Origin of the sequence: Actinosynnema sp. NPDC053489, assembly GCF_044544865.1 — a bacterium.
Lineage (GTDB): Bacteria > Actinomycetota > Actinomycetes > Mycobacteriales > Pseudonocardiaceae > Actinosynnema.
In genome coordinates this window covers 182330-203517 of record NZ_JBITXT010000015.1, presented here as the reverse complement: position 1 = coordinate 203517, position 21188 = coordinate 182330, and the positions used below count along the sequence as shown (strand labels likewise).

The 21188-nt window shown below is 75.1% G+C and carries 19 protein-coding genes and 1 riboswitch; of the genes, 11 read left to right on the top strand and 8 right to left on the bottom strand.

Annotated features, from left to right (window positions below):
• Positions 1–89: 89 nt before the first annotated feature.
• Together ACIGNX_RS29445 and ACIGNX_RS29440 are read right to left on the bottom strand one after the other, a co-directional pair.
• Positions 90–2969, bottom strand: coding sequence for an AAA family ATPase (locus ACIGNX_RS29445; protein ID WP_396544070.1), 2880 nt, complete (start codon positions 2967–2969; stop codon positions 90–92).
• A complete protein-coding gene (locus ACIGNX_RS29440) occupies positions 2966–4108 on the bottom strand; it encodes an exonuclease SbcCD subunit D (RefSeq protein ID WP_396544069.1) in 1143 nt (380 codons plus the stop codon). Before ACIGNX_RS29440 ends, ACIGNX_RS29445 begins: the two co-directional genes overlap by 4 nt.
• Positions 4109–4205: 97 nt before the next feature.
• Between ACIGNX_RS29440 and ACIGNX_RS29435 the strand changes: the two genes are divergently transcribed.
• Together ACIGNX_RS29435 and ACIGNX_RS29430 are read left to right on the top strand one after the other, a co-directional pair.
• Positions 4206–5144: a DNA recombination protein RmuC gene (locus tag ACIGNX_RS29435; RefSeq protein ID WP_396544068.1), complete on the top strand. Its 939-nt coding sequence runs from the start codon at positions 4206–4208 to the stop codon at positions 5142–5144.
• A 37-nt stretch (positions 5145–5181) separates the two neighbouring features.
• The gene (locus tag ACIGNX_RS29430) at positions 5182–5973 is read left to right on the top strand and encodes a DUF6542 domain-containing protein (protein ID WP_396544067.1); all 792 of its coding nucleotides are present in this window, start codon (positions 5182–5184) and stop codon (positions 5971–5973) included.
• Positions 5974–6220: 247 nt separating this feature from the next.
• On the opposite strand, the gene ACIGNX_RS29425 is transcribed toward ACIGNX_RS29430, so the two are convergent.
• Together ACIGNX_RS29425 and ACIGNX_RS29420 are read right to left on the bottom strand one after the other, a co-directional pair.
• Positions 6221–6718, bottom strand: coding sequence for a methylated-DNA--[protein]-cysteine S-methyltransferase (locus tag ACIGNX_RS29425; protein ID WP_396544066.1), 498 nt, complete (start codon positions 6716–6718; stop codon positions 6221–6223).
• Complete coding sequence (locus tag ACIGNX_RS29420) at positions 6715–7983, bottom strand: AlkA N-terminal domain-containing protein (RefSeq protein ID WP_396544065.1); 1269 nt, start codon at positions 7981–7983, stop codon at positions 6715–6717. Before ACIGNX_RS29420 ends, ACIGNX_RS29425 begins: the two co-directional genes overlap by 4 nt.
• A gap of 80 nt (positions 7984–8063) precedes the next feature.
• Between ACIGNX_RS29420 and ychF the strand changes: the two genes are divergently transcribed.
• The 3 genes from ychF to ACIGNX_RS29405 all read left to right on the top strand — a co-directional run bounded on the left by ychF (position 8064) and on the right by ACIGNX_RS29405 (position 11154).
• Positions 8064–9143, top strand: coding sequence for a redox-regulated ATPase YchF (ychF, locus tag ACIGNX_RS29415; RefSeq protein ID WP_396544064.1), 1080 nt, complete (start codon positions 8064–8066; stop codon positions 9141–9143).
• A 28-nt stretch (positions 9144–9171) separates the two neighbouring features.
• Entirely contained in the window at positions 9172–9375 is a 204-nt protein-coding gene (locus ACIGNX_RS29410) for a CopG family transcriptional regulator (RefSeq protein ID WP_396544075.1), read from the top strand.
• Positions 9376–9942: 567 nt separating this feature from the next.
• Positions 9943–11154: a mannosyltransferase gene (locus ACIGNX_RS29405; RefSeq protein WP_396544063.1), complete on the top strand. Its 1212-nt coding sequence runs from the start codon at positions 9943–9945 to the stop codon at positions 11152–11154.
• Here the strand turns inward: ACIGNX_RS29405 and ACIGNX_RS29400 are convergent.
• Entirely contained in the window at positions 11110–11403 is a 294-nt protein-coding gene (locus tag ACIGNX_RS29400) for a 4a-hydroxytetrahydrobiopterin dehydratase (RefSeq protein WP_396544062.1), read from the bottom strand. The two genes, ACIGNX_RS29405 and ACIGNX_RS29400, sit on opposite strands and share 45 nt — an antisense overlap.
• 33 nt (positions 11404–11436) lie before the next feature.
• Positions 11437–11553, top strand: a riboswitch (TPP riboswitch).
• Here ACIGNX_RS29400 and ACIGNX_RS29395 point away from each other — a divergent pair.
• The 3 genes from ACIGNX_RS29395 to ACIGNX_RS29385 all read left to right on the top strand — a co-directional run bounded on the left by ACIGNX_RS29395 (position 11541) and on the right by ACIGNX_RS29385 (position 15111).
• Positions 11541–12575: a thiamine ABC transporter substrate binding subunit gene (locus ACIGNX_RS29395; RefSeq protein ID WP_396544061.1), complete on the top strand. Its 1035-nt coding sequence runs from the start codon at positions 11541–11543 to the stop codon at positions 12573–12575. It overlaps the preceding riboswitch by 13 nt.
• Positions 12551–14140 carry an ABC transporter permease gene (locus tag ACIGNX_RS29390; protein WP_396544060.1) on the top strand — a complete coding sequence of 530 codons (1590 nt, stop codon included), beginning with the start codon at positions 12551–12553 and terminating at the stop codon, positions 14138–14140. The genes ACIGNX_RS29395 and ACIGNX_RS29390 overlap by 25 nt, the downstream gene beginning before the upstream one ends.
• Positions 14140–15111 (top strand): ABC transporter ATP-binding protein, encoded by a 972-nt coding sequence (locus ACIGNX_RS29385; protein WP_396544059.1) that lies wholly within the window; start codon positions 14140–14142, stop codon positions 15109–15111. Before ACIGNX_RS29390 ends, ACIGNX_RS29385 begins: the two co-directional genes overlap by 1 nt.
• Before the next feature lie 15 nt (positions 15112–15126).
• Here the strand turns inward: ACIGNX_RS29385 and ACIGNX_RS29380 are convergent, their stop codons facing one another.
• The 3 genes from ACIGNX_RS29380 to ACIGNX_RS29370 are packed head-to-tail and all read right to left on the bottom strand — an operon-like array spanning position 15127 to position 18118.
• Positions 15127–15960, bottom strand: coding sequence for an ABC transporter permease (locus tag ACIGNX_RS29380; RefSeq protein ID WP_396544058.1), 834 nt, complete (start codon positions 15958–15960; stop codon positions 15127–15129).
• Positions 15957–16982 (bottom strand): ABC transporter ATP-binding protein, encoded by a 1026-nt coding sequence (locus ACIGNX_RS29375; RefSeq protein WP_396544057.1) that lies wholly within the window; start codon positions 16980–16982, stop codon positions 15957–15959. Before ACIGNX_RS29375 ends, ACIGNX_RS29380 begins: the two co-directional genes overlap by 4 nt.
• A complete protein-coding gene (locus ACIGNX_RS29370; RefSeq protein WP_396544056.1) occupies positions 16979–18118 on the bottom strand; it encodes an outer membrane lipoprotein carrier protein LolA in 1140 nt (379 codons plus the stop codon). Before ACIGNX_RS29370 ends, ACIGNX_RS29375 begins: the two co-directional genes overlap by 4 nt.
• A gap of 149 nt (positions 18119–18267) precedes the next feature.
• On the opposite strand from ACIGNX_RS29370, the gene ACIGNX_RS29365 reads away from it, so the two are divergent.
• The 3 genes from ACIGNX_RS29365 to ACIGNX_RS29355 are packed head-to-tail and all read left to right on the top strand — an operon-like array spanning position 18268 to position 21142.
• The gene (locus ACIGNX_RS29365) at positions 18268–18999 is read left to right on the top strand and encodes a response regulator transcription factor (protein WP_396544055.1); all 732 of its coding nucleotides are present in this window, start codon (positions 18268–18270) and stop codon (positions 18997–18999) included.
• Positions 18996–20279 (top strand): sensor histidine kinase, encoded by a 1284-nt coding sequence (locus ACIGNX_RS29360; RefSeq protein WP_396544054.1) that lies wholly within the window; start codon positions 18996–18998, stop codon positions 20277–20279. Before ACIGNX_RS29365 ends, ACIGNX_RS29360 begins: the two co-directional genes overlap by 4 nt.
• Before the next feature lie 56 nt (positions 20280–20335).
• Positions 20336–21142 (top strand): NUDIX domain-containing protein, encoded by an 807-nt coding sequence (locus tag ACIGNX_RS29355; protein ID WP_396544053.1) that lies wholly within the window; start codon positions 20336–20338, stop codon positions 21140–21142.
• Positions 21143–21188: the final 46 nt, after the last annotated feature.

Below are 21188 nucleotides of genomic sequence, written 5' to 3'. Positions count from 1 at the left end.
CGCCGCCCAGGCACGATCGGTCAGCTCGCCACGCCCCACCATGCCCAAGAACTACCAGACGCCCTGATCACCGGCTTACAGGACACTGCCTAGGCCGTCAGCTCCAGCGACGAGCCCGCGCGCGACTTGCGCACCCGCAGCCGGGTCGGGATGCGCTGCCGCAGCTCCTCCACGTGCGAGACGAGCCCGACGACCCGGCCGCCGGCGCGCAGCTCGTCCAGCGTGGTCATCACCAGCTCCAGCGTCTCCGCGTCGAGCGTGCCGAAGCCCTCGTCGATGAACAGCGTGTCGAGCACCGCGCCGGCCGCCACCACGTCGGCCAGGCCCAGCGCCAGCGCCAGCGACGCCAGGAACGACTCGCCGCCCGACAGCGTCTTCGCGGGCCGCTGCTGCCCCGAGTAGTCGTCCATCACGTCGAGCCCGAGCCCGCCCCTGGTGCCGCGCGGCCCCGCCTCGACCGAGTGCACGAACCGGTAGCGGCCCTGGCTCATCCGCTCCAGCCGGGCACCGGCGGCCACCGCCACCTCCTCCAGCCGGGCGGCCAGCACGTAGGTGCGCAGGGTCATGCTCCTGGCGTTCTGCCCCTGCCCGTTGATCACGTCGGTCAACGCGTCCAGCTCGGCGAACTCGGCCTCCACCGGCTCCAGCCGCGCCCACGCGGCCCGCAGCCGCTCGGCCAGGTCGGCGGCGCGGGCGGCGCGCGTGCGGGCGTTGGTCGACGCGGTGGCCGCCTCGGTCGCCCGGTCGCCCGCCACCCGGAACCGCTCCTCCGCGCCGGCCACGTCGACCTCGTCGTCCGGGTCGGTGCCGGGCAGCTCGGCCAGCGTGCTCTCGGCGGCGGTCCTGGTCCGCTCCACGTCCCGGATGCGGGTCTCCAGCTCGGCGACGGCCTCCGCCGGGCGGGCCGCGGCCAGGGCGTCGGCCACGTCGGCGAACCCGGCCAGCGACGCCAGCCGCGCCACCTCCAGCCGCTGGTCGGCCAGTCGCTCCTCGTGCTCGGCCACGGCGGCGCGGCGCGCGGCCAGCTCCGTCACCGCGTCGGCCAGGTCGCCCAGGTGCGCCCGGCGCGTCACCACGTCCGGGAAGTCGCCGCGCGCCTCCTCCAGCCGCGCGCCGCGCTCCTCGACCGCCGCCGCGAGCTGCGCCCGCTGCGCGCCCGCCTCGGCCAGCTCCCGCTCCAGCCGGGCCCGCCGGTCCAGCGCGTGCTGCACCTCGGCCTCCAGCTCCGCCAGCTCGTGCTGCGTGACCTCCAGCCGCTCGGCGCGGGCGGCCACCGACCGGTGCTCGCGCTCCAGCTCGGCGGGCGGCCGGTCGCCGAGCTGCTCGCGCAGCAGCGCCAGCCGCTCCTCCAGCCGGTGCGCCTCCTGCTCGGCCCGCTGCCGCCGGTCCAGCGCCCGCTGGTCCTCCTCGGCGGCCCGCTCCTCGTCCGCGGCCGTCACCAGGCCCGGCACCGGCTCCGCCGGCGACGGGTGCTCGGCCGAACCGCACACCGGGCACGCCTCGCCCGCGCGCAGCCGCCCGGCCAGCTCGACCGCCATCCCGTCCAGCCGCTCCCGGCGCAGCCGCAGCAGCGACTCCCGGGTCCGTTGCTGGGCGTCCACCGCGGTCCGCCGCGCCTCGTCGGCCTCCCGGAACGCCCGCTCCACGCGCGGCAGCTCGGCCGCGGCGGCGGCCAGCCCTTGCACCTGCGGCAGCCGGGCCGCGGCCTCCGCCGACTCCTCGACGGCGGTCCGCGCGGCGGCCACCCGGGACGGCACCTCGTCCAGCTGCGCGACCAGCGCGGCCAGCCGCTGCGCCGTGGCGGCGGCGTCGCGGTCGAGCTGGGCGATGCGCCGCTCGTCGGCGCGCTGCCGCTCGGCGTCGGCGGCCAGGCTCGTCAGGCCGCCCGCCTCCTCGCGCAACCGCTCCCCGTCGCCGCGCAGGTCCGTGCCGTCGTAGCCGAGGTCGGCGACCACCGCGGCGGCGGCCCGTTCCCGGTCCACGGCGACGTCCAGCTCGCGGGCCAGCCTCACCGCCCGCTCCTGCGCGGGCACCACGACCGCGGCCTGCCGGGCCGCGTCCCGTTCGGCGACCCACGCCCGCAGGCGCGGCTCGGCCTCGGCGTACCGGTCGAGGTTGCGGCGCGCCTCGCGCACCCGGCGCACCCGCTCGTGCCGGGCCCGCGCCTCCTGCCACTCCCGCTCGGCCGCCGCGCGCACCCGCGACGCCTCCTCGGCGACCTGGTCGGCCTCGCGCTCGGCCTCGTCCAGCCGCTTGAGCAGGGAGCTGAGCCACTCGTGGTCGCCACCGCCCGCCGGCGGCTCCTCCAGCGCGACCTCGGCCACCCGCTGCACCAGGTTCCGGTGCGCCTCGCCGAGCCGCGCCACCTCGCGCCTGCGCTCGGCGCGCCGCTCCCGGAACCACCGCTCCACGTCCAGGAACCGCTCCGTGCCGAACAGCTTCTCCAGCAGCTTCTCCCGCTCGGCGGTCTCGGCCCGCAGGAACCGGGCGAACTCGCCCTGCGGCAGCAGCACCACCTGGAAGAACTGCTCGGCCGTCATCCCCAGCAGGCCCTCGACCTCGCGGGCGACGTCGTCGATGCGGCTGTGCCCCTCGCCGGTCCAGCCGCTCACCCACGTCAACGACACCTGGGCCTGCTGGCGGGTCGCGCCGTCACCGCGCTTCTTCGGCCGCTCGTACTCGGGGCTGCGCTTGATCCGGAACCGCCTGCCGCGCACGGTCAGCTCCAGCTCGACGTACGTCGGCGTGTCGCGGTCGGCGTAGTCGCACCGCAGCCGCTTCACGTCGCCGCGCGCGCCGGGCACCTTGCCGAACAGCGCGAACGCCACCGCGTCCAGCAACGTCGTCTTGCCCGCGCCGGTGTCGCCGTGCAGCAGGAACAGGCCGTCCGCGCCCAGCAGGTCGAAGTCGACCTCCTCGCGCCCCGCGTACGGGCCGAACCCGCTGACCGCCAGCCGGTGCAGCTTCACGAATCCCCTTCCCGGGCCGCCGCGGCGAACGCCTCGCGCAGCAGCGCCAGCTCCCGCGGGCCCGCCTGGTCGCCGCGCACGTCCTCGATGAAGCAGCAGGCGATCTCCTCGTCGCCGCGGCCGCGCACCCGCTCGGCGAACCGCAGCTCGCCGGTCCGCCCGCCCTCCGGCCGCCACTCCACGTGCACCGCGTGCGGGAACCGGCCCTGCAGGCGGCGCAACGCGTCCAGCGGCCGCACCCGGTCGGTCAGCGTGACGGACAGGAAGTGGTCCTCGACCGACTCGTGGTCCGGGTCCAGCAGCAGGTCCTCCAGCACGCCGCTCACCGTCGACAGCGCGCGGGGCACCGGCAGCGACCGCCGCTCCACCCCGGCCAGCCCTTCCGGGCCCAGCTCGACCAGCCACACCGACTTGTGGTGCCGCGCCTCGGAGAACGAGTACGCCACCGGGCTGCCCGAGTACCGCAGGTGCGCGGCCAGCGTCTGCTGCCCGTGCAGGTGGCCCAGCGCCACGTAGTCGACCCCGGCGAACACCGAGCCCGGCACGTCCTGCACCCCGCCCACCGCGATGGTGCGCTCGGACTCGCACGGCTCGCCGCCGGTCACGAACGCGTGCGCCAGCACGACCGACCGCGTGCCCGGCCGCCCGGCCAGGTCCCGCCTGACCAGCCGCATCGCCTCGGTCAGCACCCCGCCGTGCCCCTTGGCCTCCACGCCGAGCGCGTGCCGCGCGGTCTCCGGCTCCAGGAACGGGATCCCGTACACCGCCACCGGCCCGTGCCCGTCGGCGAACAGCACCGGCTCGTGCAGCTCCGCCACGCGGGTGCGCAGGTGCAGGCCGCCCGCCTCGGCGAACGCGCCGAGGAACCCGAGCCGGGCCGCCGAGTCGTGGTTGCCGGGCGTGACGACGATCCGGGCGCCCGCCGCGCGGATCCGCTTGAGCACCCGCGAGCAGACGGCGACGGCCTCCGCGTTCGGCACGGCCCGGTCGAACAGGTCCCCCGCGACCACGACCACGTCGACCCGCTCGTCCGACACGGTGTCGGCGAGGCCGCCGAGCACCGCTTCCTGCTCTTGCAGCAGGTCACGGCCGTGGAAGGTGCGCCCCACGTGCCAGTCGGACGTGTGCAGGATCTTCACGGCGGCCACGCTAGGGCCGCGTGCCGCTCCCGTCGGGCAACCCCGTCGGCGTGTCGCTCGAACGTGTGGTCGGACACCGGTGCGCCATGATCAGGGCATGACGGCGGTCCTCAGCACGGCGGCGGTGGTCGTGGCGCTCCTGCTCGCGGGTGCGCTCGTGTTCCTGTGGCGGCTCTACCAGGACAGCGTGCGGCGCACCGACGCCGCGCTGGCCGCGGTGCGGACCGAGCGGGAGCGCGGTGACGCGCAGTGGGCGGCGCTGCAGCGCTACGAGGTGGCGTTCTCCTCGGTCAGCGGGCGCGGTGAGCTGGGCGAGAAGGTGCTGGTGGAGACCGCGCGGGTGCTCGGCTTGCGCGAGGGCATCCACTTCGAGCTGCAGGTGGACGTGGCGGGCGGCGGCACCGTGCGGCCGGACCTGGTGCTCAACGTGGGCGGCGGGCGGCGGGTGCCCGTGGACGCGAAGATGAGCATGGCGACGTGGGCGGAGGCGGTGGAGACCGACGACCCGGCCGAGCGGGTCGACGCGCTGCGGGTGCACGTGCGCAACATCCGGTCGCGGGCCGCCGAGCTGGCGGGGAAGGGCTACCAGCGGTGGGCCGACGCGATCTACGGGACGATCATGTTCGTGCCCAACGACGCCGCGGTGGTCGCGGCCCTGGACACCGACCCGGAGTTGCTGCGGTGGCTGCTCGACCGGCGGGTGTTCCTGTGCGGGCCGACCGGGTTCGCGGTGATCGCGTCGGCGGCGATGTTCGCCGTCACCGACCGCGCGCTGGCCGACGACGTGGAGCAGGTCCGGGCGGCCTCCTCGCGGGCGCACCGGGCGGCCGACGCGGCCCTCGACGCGGTGAACCTGTCCAGCACGCACCTGCAGCGGTTCCTGTCGGCGCGGCGGCGCGAGCTGGACGCGCTGGAGGGTTTCCGGGCGGCCGTGGAGCCGCTGAGCAACGCGTCGTCCGACGTCACGCCGCTGCCGCTGGTCCGGCGCAACGACGAGGCGGGGCTCGGTGCACCCTTGGACGCCCGGGAGGCGTAATAGAGTGTGCCGGGACTGAGCCGAACGAGGAGTGTTCGTGACCGCTGCAACGCGTGACGACTCGCGCAGCGAGCCGGAGGACGACGAGTACTCCGCCGTCCGCTGGAACGACCGCGCCATGTTCGGCACCTTCCGGGGTCTGCCCTGGTGGGCGGCCGTGCTCATCGCCTTCGCCGTGGCCGTGGTCGGCACGTTCGTCGACGTGAACTCGTCCTCGCGGACGGTGGGCTGGGTGTTCGCCCTCACCTTCTTCGCCGGCTGCGTCGGCGCGGTGGTGTTCGTCGAGCGGCGGTCGATGTTCGGCCCGGTCGTGCAGCCGCCGCTGGTGCTGGCGATCGTCGTGCCGATCCTGGTGGTGATCACGCAGGGCATGCCGAGCGGCGGCGGGCTGGCGTCGATGGGGCTCACCCTCGGCAAGCCGCTGATCGACGGGTTCCCGGCGATGGCGATCACCACGGCGTGCACGGTGGTCATCGGCATCGTCCGGGTGATGACGCAGAAGGACCCGAACCGGCCGACCGGGGAGGAGGTCCGCGAGGCGAAGCGCAAGCCGGAACCGGCCCGCCGCGCCGACCGGGCGGAGAAGGCCGAGCAGGGCCGGCCCGAGGACCGCCCGAAGAAGCGCCCCCGGGCCGACCGCCAGGACGCCCCGGCCGACCGCCGCCGCCCGGCCGCGGACGACGAGCGCCGCCGCCCGGCCACCGACGAGGACCGCCCGAAGCGGCCCCGCCCCCCGGCCTCCCCCTCGGACCGCCCACGCCGCCCGGCCGCCCCGCGCGAGGGCAACCGCCCCCCGCGCCGCCCCCGCCCCCCGCGCGACGAGGTCTGACCCGGGCGCGGAGGCCCACCCCCGCGACGAGGTCCGACGCGGAGGCCCGACCCCGCGCGACGGGGCCTGACCTGGGCGCGGAGGCCCACTCTCGTGACGAGGGCTGCCCTGGGCGCGAAGGTCAACCCCCGCGACGAGGGCGGACCCGGAGTGAGGCCCGACCCCGCACGTGACGAGGCCGGACCCGGCGTGAGGCCCCTGCGCCGTCCTCATCCCCCGCGCGGCGCGGCCGGGCCCCGGCGTGGGCTCAGGACTCGTGGGCCAGCAGCCACCGCTTCACGTCCGCGCCCCAGCGGAAGTTGCCCGGTGCGCCGCCCGTGCGGATCACCCGGTGGCACGGGACGAACAGGGTCGCCGCGTTGCGGGCGCACGCGGAGGCCGCGGCGCGGACCGCGGCCGGGCGGCCGGCCAGCAGGGCGTGCTCGGCGTAGCTGACCGGCTTGCCCGCCGGCACCGCGCGCAGCGCCTCCCAGGCCCGCTCCAGGAACGCGCCGCCGCGCTGCCGGACCGGGATGTCGACGATCGCGTCCAGCTCACCGGCGTGGTACGCCCGCACCGCCTTCGTCACCGCCCCCAGGTCGCGGCGGTGCGCCAGGGTCGTCGGCCGCAGCGACGGCGACACCTGCGGCAGCAGGTCGTCCACGTCGGCGGTCCACCCGCTGGCCAGGACAGCCCCGTCCGGGGCGACGACGGCGGTGAAGGGGCTGATCGGCGTGTCGACGGTCGACACGTGGCCAGTGGTCACGCGGTCCTCCTCAAGTGCATCGCGGCGTAGGAGCGCCACGGGCGCCACGCGATGCTGTCACTGGTCAACGGGATGTCTGGAGCGCCCAGCACGCGCATCACCACGTACGAGGCGACCTCCGGGCCGACGCCCGGGAACGCCGACAGCTCGGCGTGCAGCTCGTCGGGGTCGCGCCCGACGTCGACCCGCAGCGTGCCGTCGGCCAGCGCCCGCGCCACCGGCGAGTCGACCGCCGCCGGCGCCGGGTACAGGTGCGTCACCGGGCCGTCGGGCTGCTCCAGCGGCTCGCCCGGCGCGTCGTGGCCGAGCGCGCGCAGCAGGGTCTCCGCGCCGTCGACGCTGCCCGGCAGCCGCACGCCCGGCCGGGCCAGCACCGACGGGCGCAGCGCCGGGTCCGCGGACAGGAAGTCGTCCACGGCCACCGGGTCGGCGTCGAGGTCGAGCAGCCGCCGCACCCGGCTCACCGCGCTGCCCAGGTCGCGCAGGTCGGTCAGCCGCAGCGAGCACGACACGTGCCCCGCCGCCGGCTCCAGCCGCACGGTCGCCTGCCCGTGCGGCAGCCGCAGCGACCGCGCGTAGCAGCGGTCCGTCACGTGCTCCACGCCCGGGATCGCGTGCGCCCGGAAGTACGCCAGCAGCCCCGCCGCGTCGAACGGCGGCCGGTACGGCAGGCGCAGCGTGATGCGACCCGCCGGCGACGTCGCCGCCCGCGCCGACCGCATCGCCGACGGCGTGCTCGCGAACACCGCCCGGATCGTGTCGTTGAACTGCCGCACGCTGGCGAAACCCGCCGCGAACGCGATGTCGGTGAACGACAGGTCCGTCGTCTCGATCAGCAGCCGCGCGGAGTGCGCGCGGTGCGCCCGGGCCAGCGCCAGCGGACCCGCGCCCAGCTCGGTGGCGAGCACGCGGGTCACGTGGCGCTCCGAGTAGCCCAGCCGGGCGGCGAGCCCCGGCACGCCCTCGCGCTCCACCACGCCGTCGGAGATCAGGCGCATGGCGCGGGCGGCCAGGTCGGCGCGCAGGTTCCACTCCGGCGAGCCCGGCACGGCGTCGGGCAGGCAGCGGCGGCACGCCCGGTAGCCGGCGGACTGGGCGGCCGCCGCGGTCGGGAAGAACTCGGCGTTGCGGCGCTTCGGCGTCACCGCGGGGCAGGACGGCCGGCAGTAGATGCGGGTCGTGCGCACCGCGAGGATGAAGCACCCGTCGAACCGGGCGTCGCGCGCCGCGACGGCCCGGTAGGCGCGTTCGTCGTCGAGGAGCATGCGACCCACTCTGCCGGCGGGGAGAGGGCGGGTCTCGCGGGAATCGGACACGGCCGTGGGGGCGCGTAGACTCACCCACCGTGAGTTTGACCCTCGGTATCGTAGGCCTGCCCAACGTCGGCAAGTCCACCCTGTTCAACGCCCTCACGCGCAACGACGTGCTGGCGGCGAACTACCCGTTCGCGACCATCGAGCCGAACGTCGGCGTGGTGCCGCTGCCGGACGCCCGCCTGGGCAGGCTGGCGGAGATCTTCGGCTCCGAGCGCGAGGTGCCGGCGGTGGTGTCGTTCGTCGACATCGCGGGCATCGTGAAGGGCGCGTCCGAGGGTGCCGGGCTGGGGAACAAGTTCCTCGCCAACATCCGCGAGGCCAACGCGATCTGCCAGGTCATCCGGGTGTTCGACGACTCCGACGTGGTGCACGTCGACGGGCGCGTCGACCCGGGCGCGGACATCGAGACGATCAACACCGAGCTGATCCTGGCCGACCTCCAGACGCTGGAGAAGGCCATCCCGCGGCTGGAGAAGGAAGCCCGCACGCAGAAGGACCGCCGCCCGGCGCTGGAGGCGGCGCAGAAGGCGCGCGAGGTCCTCGACGGCGGCCGCACCCTGTTCGCCGCGCAGTCCGAAGTGGACGGGTCGCTGCTGCGCGAGCTGAGCCTGCTCACCGCCAAGCCGTTCCTGTACGTGTTCAACGCCGACGAGGCCGTGCTCACCGACGAGGCGAGGCTCAAGGAGCTGCGCGAGATGGTGGCGCCGGCGGACGCGGTGTTCCTCGACGCGAAGGTCGAGGCGGAGCTGCTGGAGCTGGACGAGGAGTCCGCGCGCGAGCTGCTGGAGTCGATCGGCCAGCACGAGCCGGGCCTGCACGCGCTGGCCCGCGCCGGCTTCCACACGCTGGGTTTGCAGACCTACCTGACCGCGGGCCCGAAGGAGTCGCGGGCGTGGACCATCCCGAAGGGCGCGACCGCGCCGCAGGCGGCGGGCGTGATCCACACGGACTTCGAGCGGGGCTTCATCAAGGCCGAGGTGGTCTCGTTCACGGACCTGGTGGAGGCGGGCTCCATGGCCGCCGCGAAGGCCGCCGGCAAGGTCCGCATGGAGGGCAAGGACTACGTGATGGCCGACGGCGACGTGGTCGAGTTCCGCTTCAACGTGTGATCGTGCCACCGCACTGGTGGCAGAGCGCATGGCGATGACGTTGCGACTGACGGACGGGCAGGAGCGGGCCTTGGCGCTGTCGGCCGAAGCCGACGGCGTCGGCAAGCACGAAGCGACGGTGCGAGCCATCGTGGGAGCCGCCGCGCGGAGGGTGCGGGACGACGGGGTTCGCGCGCTGTCCCAGGACGGCCGACGGCGTTGTGCGTCGTTGCTCGACCGGTTGGCGCAGTGATCGCGTACCTCGCGCTCGACGACCCGCCGGCCCTCGCGGAGGACTTGGGCGTGCCCGAGGTCCGGAACCTCCGGGGCACCTCGGGCAGTCGGTCGAGATCCTCCGCGAACCAGCCTTCCTCGCGCGGTGGGCGCATCCGGTCGGCCATGTCTCCACCGTAGTGCGGGTCGGTGGCCTGAGCTGCGATCGTGGGTGATCGACTCCTCGGCGTGGCGTCGTCGGCGAGGCCGGGTGTGGAGACGACGCCTCGGAAGTCGCACGATGGCGTGGCCAGTGGAGCGTCCCGGACCGGTGGTCCCCGGACAGCACTCGGGGCGGTGCCGTTCGGGCACCGCCCCGAGGTACTGTGCAGCGGGCGTCAGCGCACCTGGTTGCGGCTGTGGCGGGCCAGGGCGAAGACGCCCCCCGCGGTGGCCAGCATGCCCAGGGCGGAGACGGTGAACACGACGATGTCGGTGGTCATGCGAATTTTCCCCTTGCGTTGATCTCCCACTCGTCTTGACGTCCGGGTACCCGGTTTCGTATCCCGACAGTCGTGTAATTCACACCATCGTGGAGGTTGGGGCAGTGGGATTGCGCACACTCGAGGCCCGGCTGCTCGCCTTCGCCCCGTGGCTGCTGGGCCTGTCCCTGCTCGGGCACCTGACGATGGTGGCGTTCCAGACGAAGATGACCATGGTCGACCTGATGGTCTACCGGAACGCCTCGCCCGAGCTGTTCACCGGCGGGCTCTACGAGTGGCGGCTCAAGGAGTTCTCCGACCAGTTCGCCCTGCCCTTCACCTACCCGCCGTTCTCGGCGCTGGTGTTCGTGCCGCTGTCCTGGGTGCCGTGGGCCGTGGCGCGCTGGTCCTGGCAGCTGCTGAGCCTGGCCTGCCTGTGGTTCGTCACCCACCGGTCCCTGCGGCTCGTCGGCAGCCGCGACCCGCGCCGCGCGATGCTGTGGACGGGCCTGTTCGTGTGGGTCGAGCCGGTCCGCACCACCTTGAACTACGGCCAGATCAACCTCGTGCTGGCCGCGCTCCTGCTCGGCGCGATGGTGAGCGCCCGGAGCCCGGTGCAGGGCGCGGGCGTCGGCGTGGCGGCCGGGTTGAAGCTCACGCCGGCCATCTCCGGCCTCTACTTCCTCGTCACGCGCCGGTACCGCGCCGCCGCCTGGTCGGTCGCCGCCTTCTTCGGCACGGTCGCGGTGGCGTACGCGATCTCGCCCGGCCTGTCGAACCAGTACTGGTTCCACCTGCTCGGCGACGCCTCCCGCGTCGGCCCGGTCGGGTCGGCGATCAACCAGTCGCTGCGCGGCGCGCTGTCGCGCACGGTCGGCCACGACGTCGGCACGGGACCGGTCTTCCTGGTCGCCGCGCTCGTCGCCGCCGTGCTCACCGGTTTCGCGCTGCACGCGGCGGTCAAGGCCCGCGACACCCTGGCGATGATCGTGGCCGTGCAGTTCCTCGGCCTGCTGGTCTCGCCGATCTCGTGGAGCCACCACTGGGTGTGGGCGGTGCCCGCGCTGATGTGGCTGGTGTACGCGGCCGGGCACCGGTTGGCGACCGCGACGGCCGCGGCGTGGCTGCTGGCGACCGGCAGCTACCTGATCTCGTTCCTGCTCAACGCGCAGCCGTCGATCTGGGTCATCCCGCGCCCCTGGCACCAGTCGCTGCTCGGCTGGGTCTACCCGGCCGTGGGCCTGCTCACGCTCGTCACGATCACCGTCGTGCTGCGGCAGCGGGCCGACGAGTCAGAGGAAGACGTCGAGCACCCCGTCGATCTCCTCCGCGAGTGACACGTCCAGCGCGGTGATCCCGCCGCTGGAGTGCGTGGCGCACCGGAACGTGAGCGTGCGCCAGCGGATGTCGATGTCGGGGTGGTGGTCGTCGTTCTCGGCGATCTCCGCCACCCGGTTCACCACCTGGAGCGCCTGGGCGAAGCTCGCCAGCTCCACCGTGCGCACCAGCGCGGCGTCCTGGGCGCGCCACGCGGGCAGCGCGGCGAGGGCGGTGGTCACCTGGTCGTCGGTCAGCAGCTCGGCCATGGCCCCGATCGTCCCACCGCGCGGGGTAAGCTGCGCGTTCGCCACGGGAGTCCGGTGCTGCGCCGGGCTGAGAGGAAGGCGCGCGAGCCTTCGACCGTCCACACCTGATCCGGGTCATGCCGGTGTAGGGAGAGATGATGTTCCGACGAGTGCTGCCCGCCGTGACCGCGTTCGCGCTGCTCACGGCCTGTTCGGTGACCTCCACCCCGGACGCGCCGCCCGGTGGGCGGGTGGTGACGCTGGTGACGCACGACTCGTTCGCGCTGTCACCGGAGCTGCTGGAGCGGTTCAAGTCCGACACCGGCATCACGATCAAGCCCCTCGCGAGCGGCGACGCGGGCGAGCTGACCAACAAGCTGGTGCTCACCAAGGACGCCCCCATCGGCGACGTCGCGTTCGGCGTCGACTCCACGTTCGCCTCCCGCGCGCTCAAGGAGGACGTGTTCGCCGAGTACGCGAGCCCGGAGGCGCAGCGGGGCGCCCAGCGCTACCGGCTCGACCCGCCGAACCGGCTGCACGCCGTGGACGTCGGCGACGTGTGCCTGAACATCGACGTGGCGGCCTTCAAGGACACCGGCGCGCCCGCCCAGTACGCCGACCTGGCCGACCCGAAGTTCAAGGACGTGCTGGTGGTCGAGGACCCGGCGACGTCCTCGCCCGGCCTGGCGTTCCTGCTCGGCACGATCGCCGCGTTCGGCGAGCAGGGCTGGCAGGACTACTGGAGCGGGCTGAAGGCCAACGGCGTGAAGGTCGTCAGCGGCTGGGAGGAGGCGTACACGCAGGACTTCTCCGGCTCCAGCGGCAAGGGGCCGCGACCGGTCGTGGTGTCCTACGCCTCCTCGCCGTCCGCGGAGATCGGCGACGACGGCGCGCCGCGCACCAAGGCGCTGCTGGACACGTGCTACCGCCAGGTCGAGTACGCGGGCGTGCTGAACGGCGCGAAGAACCCCGACGACGCCCGGAAGGTCGTGGACTTCCTGCTGGGCGAGCAGGTGCAGGCCGACGTGCCGGGGCAGATGTACGTCTACCCGTCCCGCGAGGGCGTCGCGCTGCCGGAGGCGTGGACGAAGGCCGCGCCGGCGCCCGCCACCGCGCGCTCGCTGCCCGCCGACCAGGTCGACGCGAACCGGGAGCGGTGGGTGCGGCAGTGGCGCACGCTGGTCCAAGGCTGACCTGGTCGCTGGCCGCGCTGCTGCCCCTGGCGTTCCTGGGCGTGTTCTTCGCCTGGCCGGTGCTGGCGATCGTCGGGCTCGGCCTGGACGAGGGCGGGGTGCTGTCGGCGCTGGCCGGCGGCGAGACGTGGGACCTGGTCGGGTTCACCCTCGGCCAGGCGGCCGCGGCGACGGTGTTGGCGCTGGTCACGGGCATGCCGGTGGCGTTCCTGCTGGCGCGGTGCCGGGTGCCGGGCGCGGCGGTGGTGCGGGCGGCGGTGATGGTGCCGTTCGTGCTGCCCACGGTGGTGGTGGGGCTGGCGTTCCGGGCGTTGTGGCCCGACGGCGGCGTGCTGCCGATCGTGCTGGCGAACGCGTTCTTCAACGTGGCCGTGGTCGCCCGCACGGTCGGCGGCCTGTGGGCGCGGCTGGACCGGCGGGCCGAGGACGCGGCCCGGGCGCTGGGGGCGTCCCGCACCCGCGCGTTCACCTCGGTCGTGCTGCCGTCGCTGGCGCCCGCGATCGGCTCGGCCGCGTCGGTGGTGTTCCTGTTCTGCGCCACCAGCTTCGGGGTGGTGCTGGTGCTCGGCGGGGCGCGTCACCGCACCCTGGAGACGGAGATCTACCTGCGCACGGTGGAGCTGTTCGACCTGTCGGGCGCCGCCGCGCTGTCGCTGCTGCAGTTCGCGGCGGTGCTCGCGGTGCTCGTGGTCGGCGCGGTGGCGCGGCGCCGGCGGGAGCGGGCGTTGCCGCTGCGCGTCGAGCCGACCCGCCGTCCCGCGGGCGGCGAGTGGGGCGTGGTCGCGGCGGCGTGGCTGGTGGTGGCCGCGCTGCTCGCCCCGGTGGTGGGCCTGCTGGCCCGATCCCTGGCCACCGACGACGGCTGGAGCCTCGCCGGGTACGCGGCGCTCGCGGGCACGGGGGAGCGCGGCACGCTGGCGGTGTCCGGGCTGGACGCGGCGCTGAACTCGGTGCGCGCGGCCACCGACGCGACGCTGGTGGCGCTGCTGGTCGGCGTCACGTCGGCGGTGGTGCTGGTGGGCCTGCGGCGGCACGGTTCGTGGTTCGCCGAGACGCTCGACACGGCGCTGATGCTGCCCCTGGGCGTGTCCGCGGTGACGCTGGGCTTCGGCTACCTGATCACGATGGACGCCCTGCCCGGCGACTTCCGCACCTCGCCGCTGCTGGTGCCGCTGGCGCAGGCGCTCGTCGTCACGCCGTTGGTCGTGCGGATCGTGCTGCCGGTGCTGCGGGCGGTGGACGAGCGGCTGCGGCAGGCGGCGGCCAGCCTCGGCGCGAGCCCGTGGCGGGTGTGGCGGGAGGTGGACCTGCCGCTCGCGGCGCGGTCGCTGGTGGCGGCGGCCGGGTTCGGGTTCGTGGTGGCGCTGGGCGAGTTCGGCGCGACGAGCTTCCTGGCCCGCCCGGACGCGCCGACGCTGCCGGTGGTGATCGCGCGGCTGATGTCGCGGCCGGGCGAGGTGAACAGCCAGATGGCCTACGCGGCGTGCGCGCTGCTGATGGTGGTGACGACGGTGGCGGTGCTGGTGATCGAACGGCTGCGCGTCCCGAGCGGCGGTGAGTTCTGATGTCGTTGCGCCTGGCGGGGTTGACCGTCCGGTACGGACCCGTCACCGCGGTGTCCGGTGTGGACCTGGAGATCGGCGACGGCGAGGTGGTGGCGCTGCTCGGCCCGTCCGGGTGCGGCAAGTCGACGTTGCTGCGCGCGGTGGCCGGGTTGGAGCCGCCGAGCGCCGGGTCGGTGGCGTGGGACGGCGTGGACCTGGCCGGCACGCCGGTGCACCGGCGGGGGTTCGGCCTGGTGTTCCAGGACGGCCAGCTGTTCGGGCACCGGGACGTGGCGGGCAACGTGGCGTTCGGCCTGCGCATGCGGCGCGTGGAGCGAGAGGCGCGCCGGAAGCGGGTGGCCGAGCTGCTGGACCTGGTGGGCCTCGCGGGCTACGGCGGGCGGCGGGTGACCGAGCTGTCCGGCGGCGAGCAGCAGCGCGTGGCGCTGGCCCGGGCGCTGGCGCCGAACCCCCGGCTGCTGCTGCTGGACGAGCCGTTGTCGGCGCTGGACCGGGCCTTGCGGGAGCAGTTGGCGGTGGACCTGGCGCGGCTGCTGCGCGAGGCGGGCGCGACGGCGCTGGTCGTCACGCACGACCACGACGAGGCGTTCACGCTCGCGGACCGGGTGGCGGTGATGCGCGCGGGCCGCGTCGTGCAGGTGGGCGAGCCGTCGGCGGTGTGGCGGCGGCCGGTCGACGTGGAGACCGCGCGGTTCCTGGGCTGCGGCCGGGTCCTCGGGCCGGAGGCGGCCGAACGGCTGGTCGGCGTCGCGACCCGGGTCGGGCTGCGGGCGACGGCGCTGCGGGTGGACCCGGCCGGCCCGATCGCGGCGGAGGTGCTGGAACGGGTCCACCGCCGCGACCACGTGCGGCTGCTCGTGCGGGTCGAGGGGGAGGACTTCGAGGCCGTGGCCCCGGTCGCCGAGCCGCCCTCGCCCGGCGACCGGGTCGCGCTGTCCGTGGACCACGACGGCGTGGCGGTCATCGGCTGACCGCCACGCCCCGGGTCAGTTGTCCTTGGTGGCCAACCTCATCGCCGCCAACGACAGTCCGATGAGGACGTAGCAGGCGGCCAGCGCCGTGCTGCGCCACAGCTGCCCGGTCGGCAGCGGGTCGCGCATCACGTCGACCAGCCCGTCCCACGCCGACGTGATCAGGTAGGGGTGCAGCCAGTCCAGCGCGCTGAACAAGCCCAGCACCGCGAACACGATCACCCCGGCCATCGTCGCCGCCATCACCACCAGCGGGTGCTCGGTGCACGCCGAGATCGCCAGCGCGATCGCCGCCACGCCCCACACCTGCACGGTGACCAGCAGGATCGTCAGCGCGATCCGGCCCAGCGCCGCCCCGAACGACAGCGACGACCCCGACAGCGTCAGCATCCCCTCGCCGCCGAAGAGCACCACCCCGGTGACCGCGCCGACGAACGCGATCAGCGTGACCGCGAACAACGTCATGGTGGCCACGCCGAACGCCTTGATGCCCAGCAGCCTGATCCGGCCCACCGGGGAGATCATCAACCCGCGCAGCGTGCCGTGCTGCGCCTCGCCGGCCAGCCCGTCGGCCGCCCAGATCGCCCCCACCAGCGGCAGCAGCAGCGGCAGCGCCAGGAACAGCGTGAACACCGGCAGCACCAGCCCGTTGCCGGCGATGATCGCGGCCAGGCCGGGCCCGGCGGGACCGTCGCCGTCGACGGCGAACCACAACCCGACGCCGGCGAGGACCGGTACCAGGCACAGCGACGCCAGCCCGATCACCGTCCGCGGCCGGCGCAGGATCCAGCGCAGCTCCGAGCGCAGTTGTCTGCCCAGCGGAGCGCGTGCGGCGACCAGCGCGCTCATCGCGCCCCCTCCTCGATCGTGTCCACCGAGGACAGGTTGTGCTCGGACTCCTCGGCCTCGGTGAGCCGGGCGAACAGGTCCTCCAACCCGGTGCGGTGGCGGCGCGCCTCGTGCACCGCGACACCGGCGCGCACCAGCGCCTCCAGCACCGCGGGCGCGGTCGTGCCGATCAGCTCGACCCGGACGCCCTGCTCGGTCTCGTCGTGGACGGGCCGGGCGGAGATCCGACCGGCGCGCAGCGCGTTCAGCGCGTCGTCCACGTCCGGCGTGACGACCAGCAGCGCGCTGCTGTCGGCGTGCAGCAGCTCGGCCAGGCCGCCCTGCGCCACCACGGTCCCCCGGTGCAGCACGGCCACGTGCGTGCACGTCGCCTCGATCTCGCTGAGCAGGTGCGACGACACGACGACCGTGCTGCCCGCCGCGTGCAGGTCGGCGATCACCCCGCGCACCTCGCGCGTGCCCGCCGGGTCGAGCCCGTTGGTCGGCTCGTCCAGCACGATCAGCTCCCGCTTCACCAGCAGCGCCGAGGCCAGCCCCAACCGCTGCTTCATGCCCAGCGAGTACCCCCGGTAGCGGCGGTGCGCGGCGGCGGCGAGGCCGACCCGCTCCAGCGCGTCCTCCACGGCCTGCCGGATGTCGCCGGTGGCCAGCAGCGGCTCGAACGCCGCCACCCGCCGCAGGTTCTCCCGACCCGACAGGAACGGGTGGAACCCCGGACCCTCGACCAGCGCGCCCACGTGCGGCAACGCCCGCGCGGCGCCGTCGGGCAGCGCCTGCCCCAGCAGCTCGACCTCCCCCTCGGTCGGCCGCACGAGCCCGAGCAGCATGCGGATGGTGGTGGTCTTGCCCGACCCGTTCGGGCCGAGCATCCCGAGCACCGCCCCGCGCGGCACGTCGAGGTCCACCCGGTCCACCGCGACCGTGCGCCCGTACACCTTGCGCAGCCCCCGCGTCCGGGCCGCGAGGGCCGGGGTGGAGCCGGTGCCGACCGGCTCCACCCGCGCGCTGGTCGAGGTGGTCACTTGACCTGACCGATCGCGTCCACGAGGACCTGCTCCGGCACCGCGCCCGCGGCCACCCGGCCGTCGTCGGCGATCAGCACGCCGCCGACCCGCGTGGTGATGAGCGTGCCCGAGCCCCACGCGCCGCTGACCTGCTTGCCCAGCTGCTTGAGCAGGCCCTGCACGTCGACGTCGCCGCCCTGGCCGCGGTCCTGCCACCGGCCGTCTCGCTCACCGCGCTGCCGCTGCTCCTGCGCGAGACCGGTCAGCGCGCCCCGCGGCACGCGGGCGGCCAGCACGACGTCCCAGCCCTCGCCGATGACCTGCGGGTTCGCCTCGGTGAACGCCCGCTCGGCGGCGGCCTTGTCCTCCTCGGACGGCGCGCCGACCTCGGGCTCGGTCACCTTCGCCCCGGCGGGCGGGGTGAACGCGAACAGCGAGGAGTCCTGCGGGCCGACGGTCAGCTCGGAGAACCCGACCTGCACCGCGGGCGCGTCCGTGCCGTTGGTCAGCACGGCCACCCGCAGCGGCACCCGCAGCTCCGAGTCGACCGCCACGCGCACCTCCCGCAGCACGGTCTTCTCGGTCGGCTTCGGCGTCAGCACCAGCTCGTACACCGGCCGGTTCGCCACCCGCGCGGTGCCGTCGACGGTGACGTCGCTGTACTGCTGGATCGCCGCCACGACCTGCCGGGACAGCGCCACCGGGTCGGTCGGCGCGGCCTTCGCCTCACCGCTCAGGTCCGGCTTCGCGTGCTCGAACGAGCCGTGCGGCAGCTTGGTCACCGTCTGCTCGGCCGAGTCCCACGCCCACGCCGTCGTCCCGTCGTCGACGAACGTCCGCTCGGAGGCGCCACCGGGCAGCTGCACGCGCACCTTGCCGGCGCCGTCGGTCCAGATCCGCAGCGTGCTGTCGCCGTCCGACAGCTGCGGCACGCCGGCGAGCGCCGGGACGCCCAGGTCGTTGGCCACCTCGACGGTGCCGCCGAACGCGGCCGGCTCGGCGTTGAGCACCGACTCGACCAGCGCCTCGGCGCTCACGTCCGGCAGCACGGGCGCGGGCCCGGCGCCCGCGGGCATCGCCAGCAGCCCCAGCCCCGTCGCGCCGGCGACCACGCCGACCGCCGCCGCCACGACGGTCACCCTTCTCCGGTCCATGTCCCCTCCTCCTACCGGGCAGCCCCTTGCGGCCCGACACCGCAGACGCTCCTCCGCCCGCGCTGAGACCGGGCTGAGAGCCGTCGGAACGCTGAGAGCGGACTGAGACTCCCGAGCCGATTGTCCTCCCCGCGGGGCATGCTGTGGGCGTGAGACCACGGGTGCTGGTTGTCGACGACGAGATCGGCGTGCGACGCGCGTTGGAGCGCGGCCTGTCCGCGGAGGGCATGGAAGTGGTGACGGCCGCCGACGGCCCCAACGCCCTGCGCGTGGCGCTGACCGGCGCGTTCGACGTGGTGCTGCTGGACATCATGCTCCCGGGCCTGTCCGGCTACCGGGTGCTGCAGCGGATGCGCGCCGAGGGCGTGCGCACCCCCGTGCTGATGGTGTCGGCCAAGGACGGCGAGGTCGACCAGGCCGACGGCCTCGACCTCGGCGCCGACGGCTACCTGGTGAAACCGTTCTCGTTCGTGGTGCTCGTGGCCCAGGTCCGGGCGCTGCTGCGGCGCAACACGGCCGACCTGGCGCGGCGGCGGCTCAGGCTCGGCGACCTGGTCGTGGACCGGGCCGTGCGCGAGGTGAGCTGGGCGGGCGAGCCGGTGCCGCTGTCGCCGCGCGAGTACGCCGTGCTCGACGTGCTGGCGGGCCGCGCCGGGTCGGTCGTGACGAAGGACGAGCTGCTGCGCACCGTGTGGGGCGACGAGCAGGCCGCCACCCGCAACGCCGTCGAGGTGTACGTCGGCTACCTGCGGCGCAAGCTCGACGCGATGGGCGCGGGCGAGGTCGTGCGGACCGTGCGCGGCCACGGCTACCTCGCCTCCACGCCCGACCTCGACGCGGCGCTGGGCGCCGGGGCCTCGGCGGGGACCAGGCGCAGGTGAGCCCCCGCCGGTGGTGGCCGCGCCGCTGGTGGCTGCGGCGGACCCTGCGGTTCCGGATCACCGTCGTGGCGACCGGCGTGGCCCTGCTGTGCCTGCTCGCGTTCACCCTCCTCGCACCGCAACTCATCGGGTTCGTGCAGGTCAGCGCGGTCGACCGGGAGCTGGTGAAGGCGGTCGACGAGCGCGTCCTCGACACCGCCGGCAACCCGCTGGACGGCGGGCCGCGGCCCGACCTGACCCCGGCGGACATCCGCGCGCTCAAGGCGGGCGAGCCCGTGCTGCGGATCGACGGCCCCAGCGCCCACCGCTGGATCGGGCGGGTCGAGTTCGACGCCGACGGCACGCCCCGGCTGCACGTCGCCGGCGACACCCTCGTCGGCTACCGCGAGGCCAACCAGCTCGGCACCCGCTGGCTCGCCGTCGCCGCCGTGCTGGTCGCGGGCCTGGTCGGGATCGCCACGTGGCTGGCCGTGCGGTCGTCGTTGCGGCCCGTGGAGCGGATGCGGCTGGCCGCGGCGGAGCTGCCGCGCGGGCAGCGCCTGCCCGTGCCGGCCGCCCGCGACGAGCTGCAGGCGCTGGCGGAGGCGTTGAACGCCCTGCTCGCCCGCCGCGACGAGGCCACCGAGCGGCTGCGCCGGTTCACCGGTGACGCGGCGCACGAGCTGCGCTCGCCCGTGACGTCCGTGCGGGCGCAGGCCGAGGTGGCGGTGGCGCACCCCGACCCCGACTTCTCCATCGAGGTGCTCGAATCGGTCGTCGAGGAGTCGGAGCGGCTGTCCGCCCTGGTCGACGCGCTGCTGATCCTGGCGCGCGCCGACACCGGCGAGCTGCCCCGCGCCGAACCCGTCGACCTCGTGCTCCAGGCGCAGGCCGCCGCGGACCGGCTGGGGGAGACGGACCTGCTCGTGCAGCTCGCCGCGCCGATGAGCGCGTGCCTGATCTCCGCCGCCCGGACCGAGGTCGAGCTGGTGCTGGACAACCTGCTGCGCAACGCCGCCCGGTACGCCCGCACGTTCATCCGGATCTCGGTGCTGCCGGCCGCGCGCGAGGTGCGGCTGCTCGTGGACGACGACGGGCACGGCATCCCCGAGGAGCACCGGGAGAAGGTGTTCGACCGCTTCTACCGGGTCGAGTCCGACCGGGGCCGGGCCACCGGCGGGTTCGGGCTCGGCCTCGCGCTCGTCGCGCACCTCGTGCGGCGTCGGCGGGGGACGATCCGGGCGGGGGAGTCGCCCGAGGGCGGCGCGCGCCTGGAGGTGCGCTGGCCGCTGTACCGGTGACGGCCTCATCGGTGACGGATTCGGGGGTGACGGGCCGGGTGGCAGGATCGGCGACCGTGCCCGAACTGAGGACCACCACCCTGGTCGACGCGCCCGTGCGGACCGTCGCCGGCGCGCTGCTCGACACCCGACTGCTGGCGCGCTCCGTGCGCGGGCTGGGCCTGCGGATCTCGGGTGGGCCGGTGCTGTACGAGGGTGCCGCGCTGGTCGGGTCGGCGGGTCGGGTGAGCGGGACGCTGGCCGTGACGCGGGCGGACACCACCGGCGTGTCGGCGGAGCTGGTCGAGGGGCCGCTGCCGCGGTTCAGGCTGCGCACGGACCTGCGGCACACCGGCGGCGGCACGTTGGTGGTCGACTCGGTGGAGTGGCTCAGCCCCGGCGGGCCGCTCGGGCGCCTGGCGGACGTCGTGGTGGGGCGCGGCCTGGCGTTGAAGGTGCTCCGGGCGCGTGCCGCCGCCGTGTCGGCGCGCAGCGCGGAGCTGCTGCGGGCGCGCGTGGTGGTCGGTGCGGCGATCGTCCACGAGGGCCGCCTGCTCGCCCAGCAACGCGCCTACCCGCCCGACACCGCCGGCAAGTGGGAACTGCCGGGCGGCCGCGTGGAACCGGGCGAGACGGACCACGCCGCCGTGATCCGCGAGTGCGCCGAGGAACTGGCCATCACCGTCACCCCGGGCGACCAGGTGGGCCCGGACGTCCCCCTGCGCCGGGACCTGCTCCTGCGCGCCTACACCGCCACCCTGACCGCCGGCACCCCGACCCCGGCCGACCACCAGGCCACCCGCTGGCTGACCACCACCGACCTCCCCACCCTGGACTGGCTCCCCGCCGACCGCGCCCTCCTCCCCTCCCTCCTCCTCCCCTGACCGGCGAGAGTCCTACCTCCAACCCGCGAGAGTCCTACGTTGAACC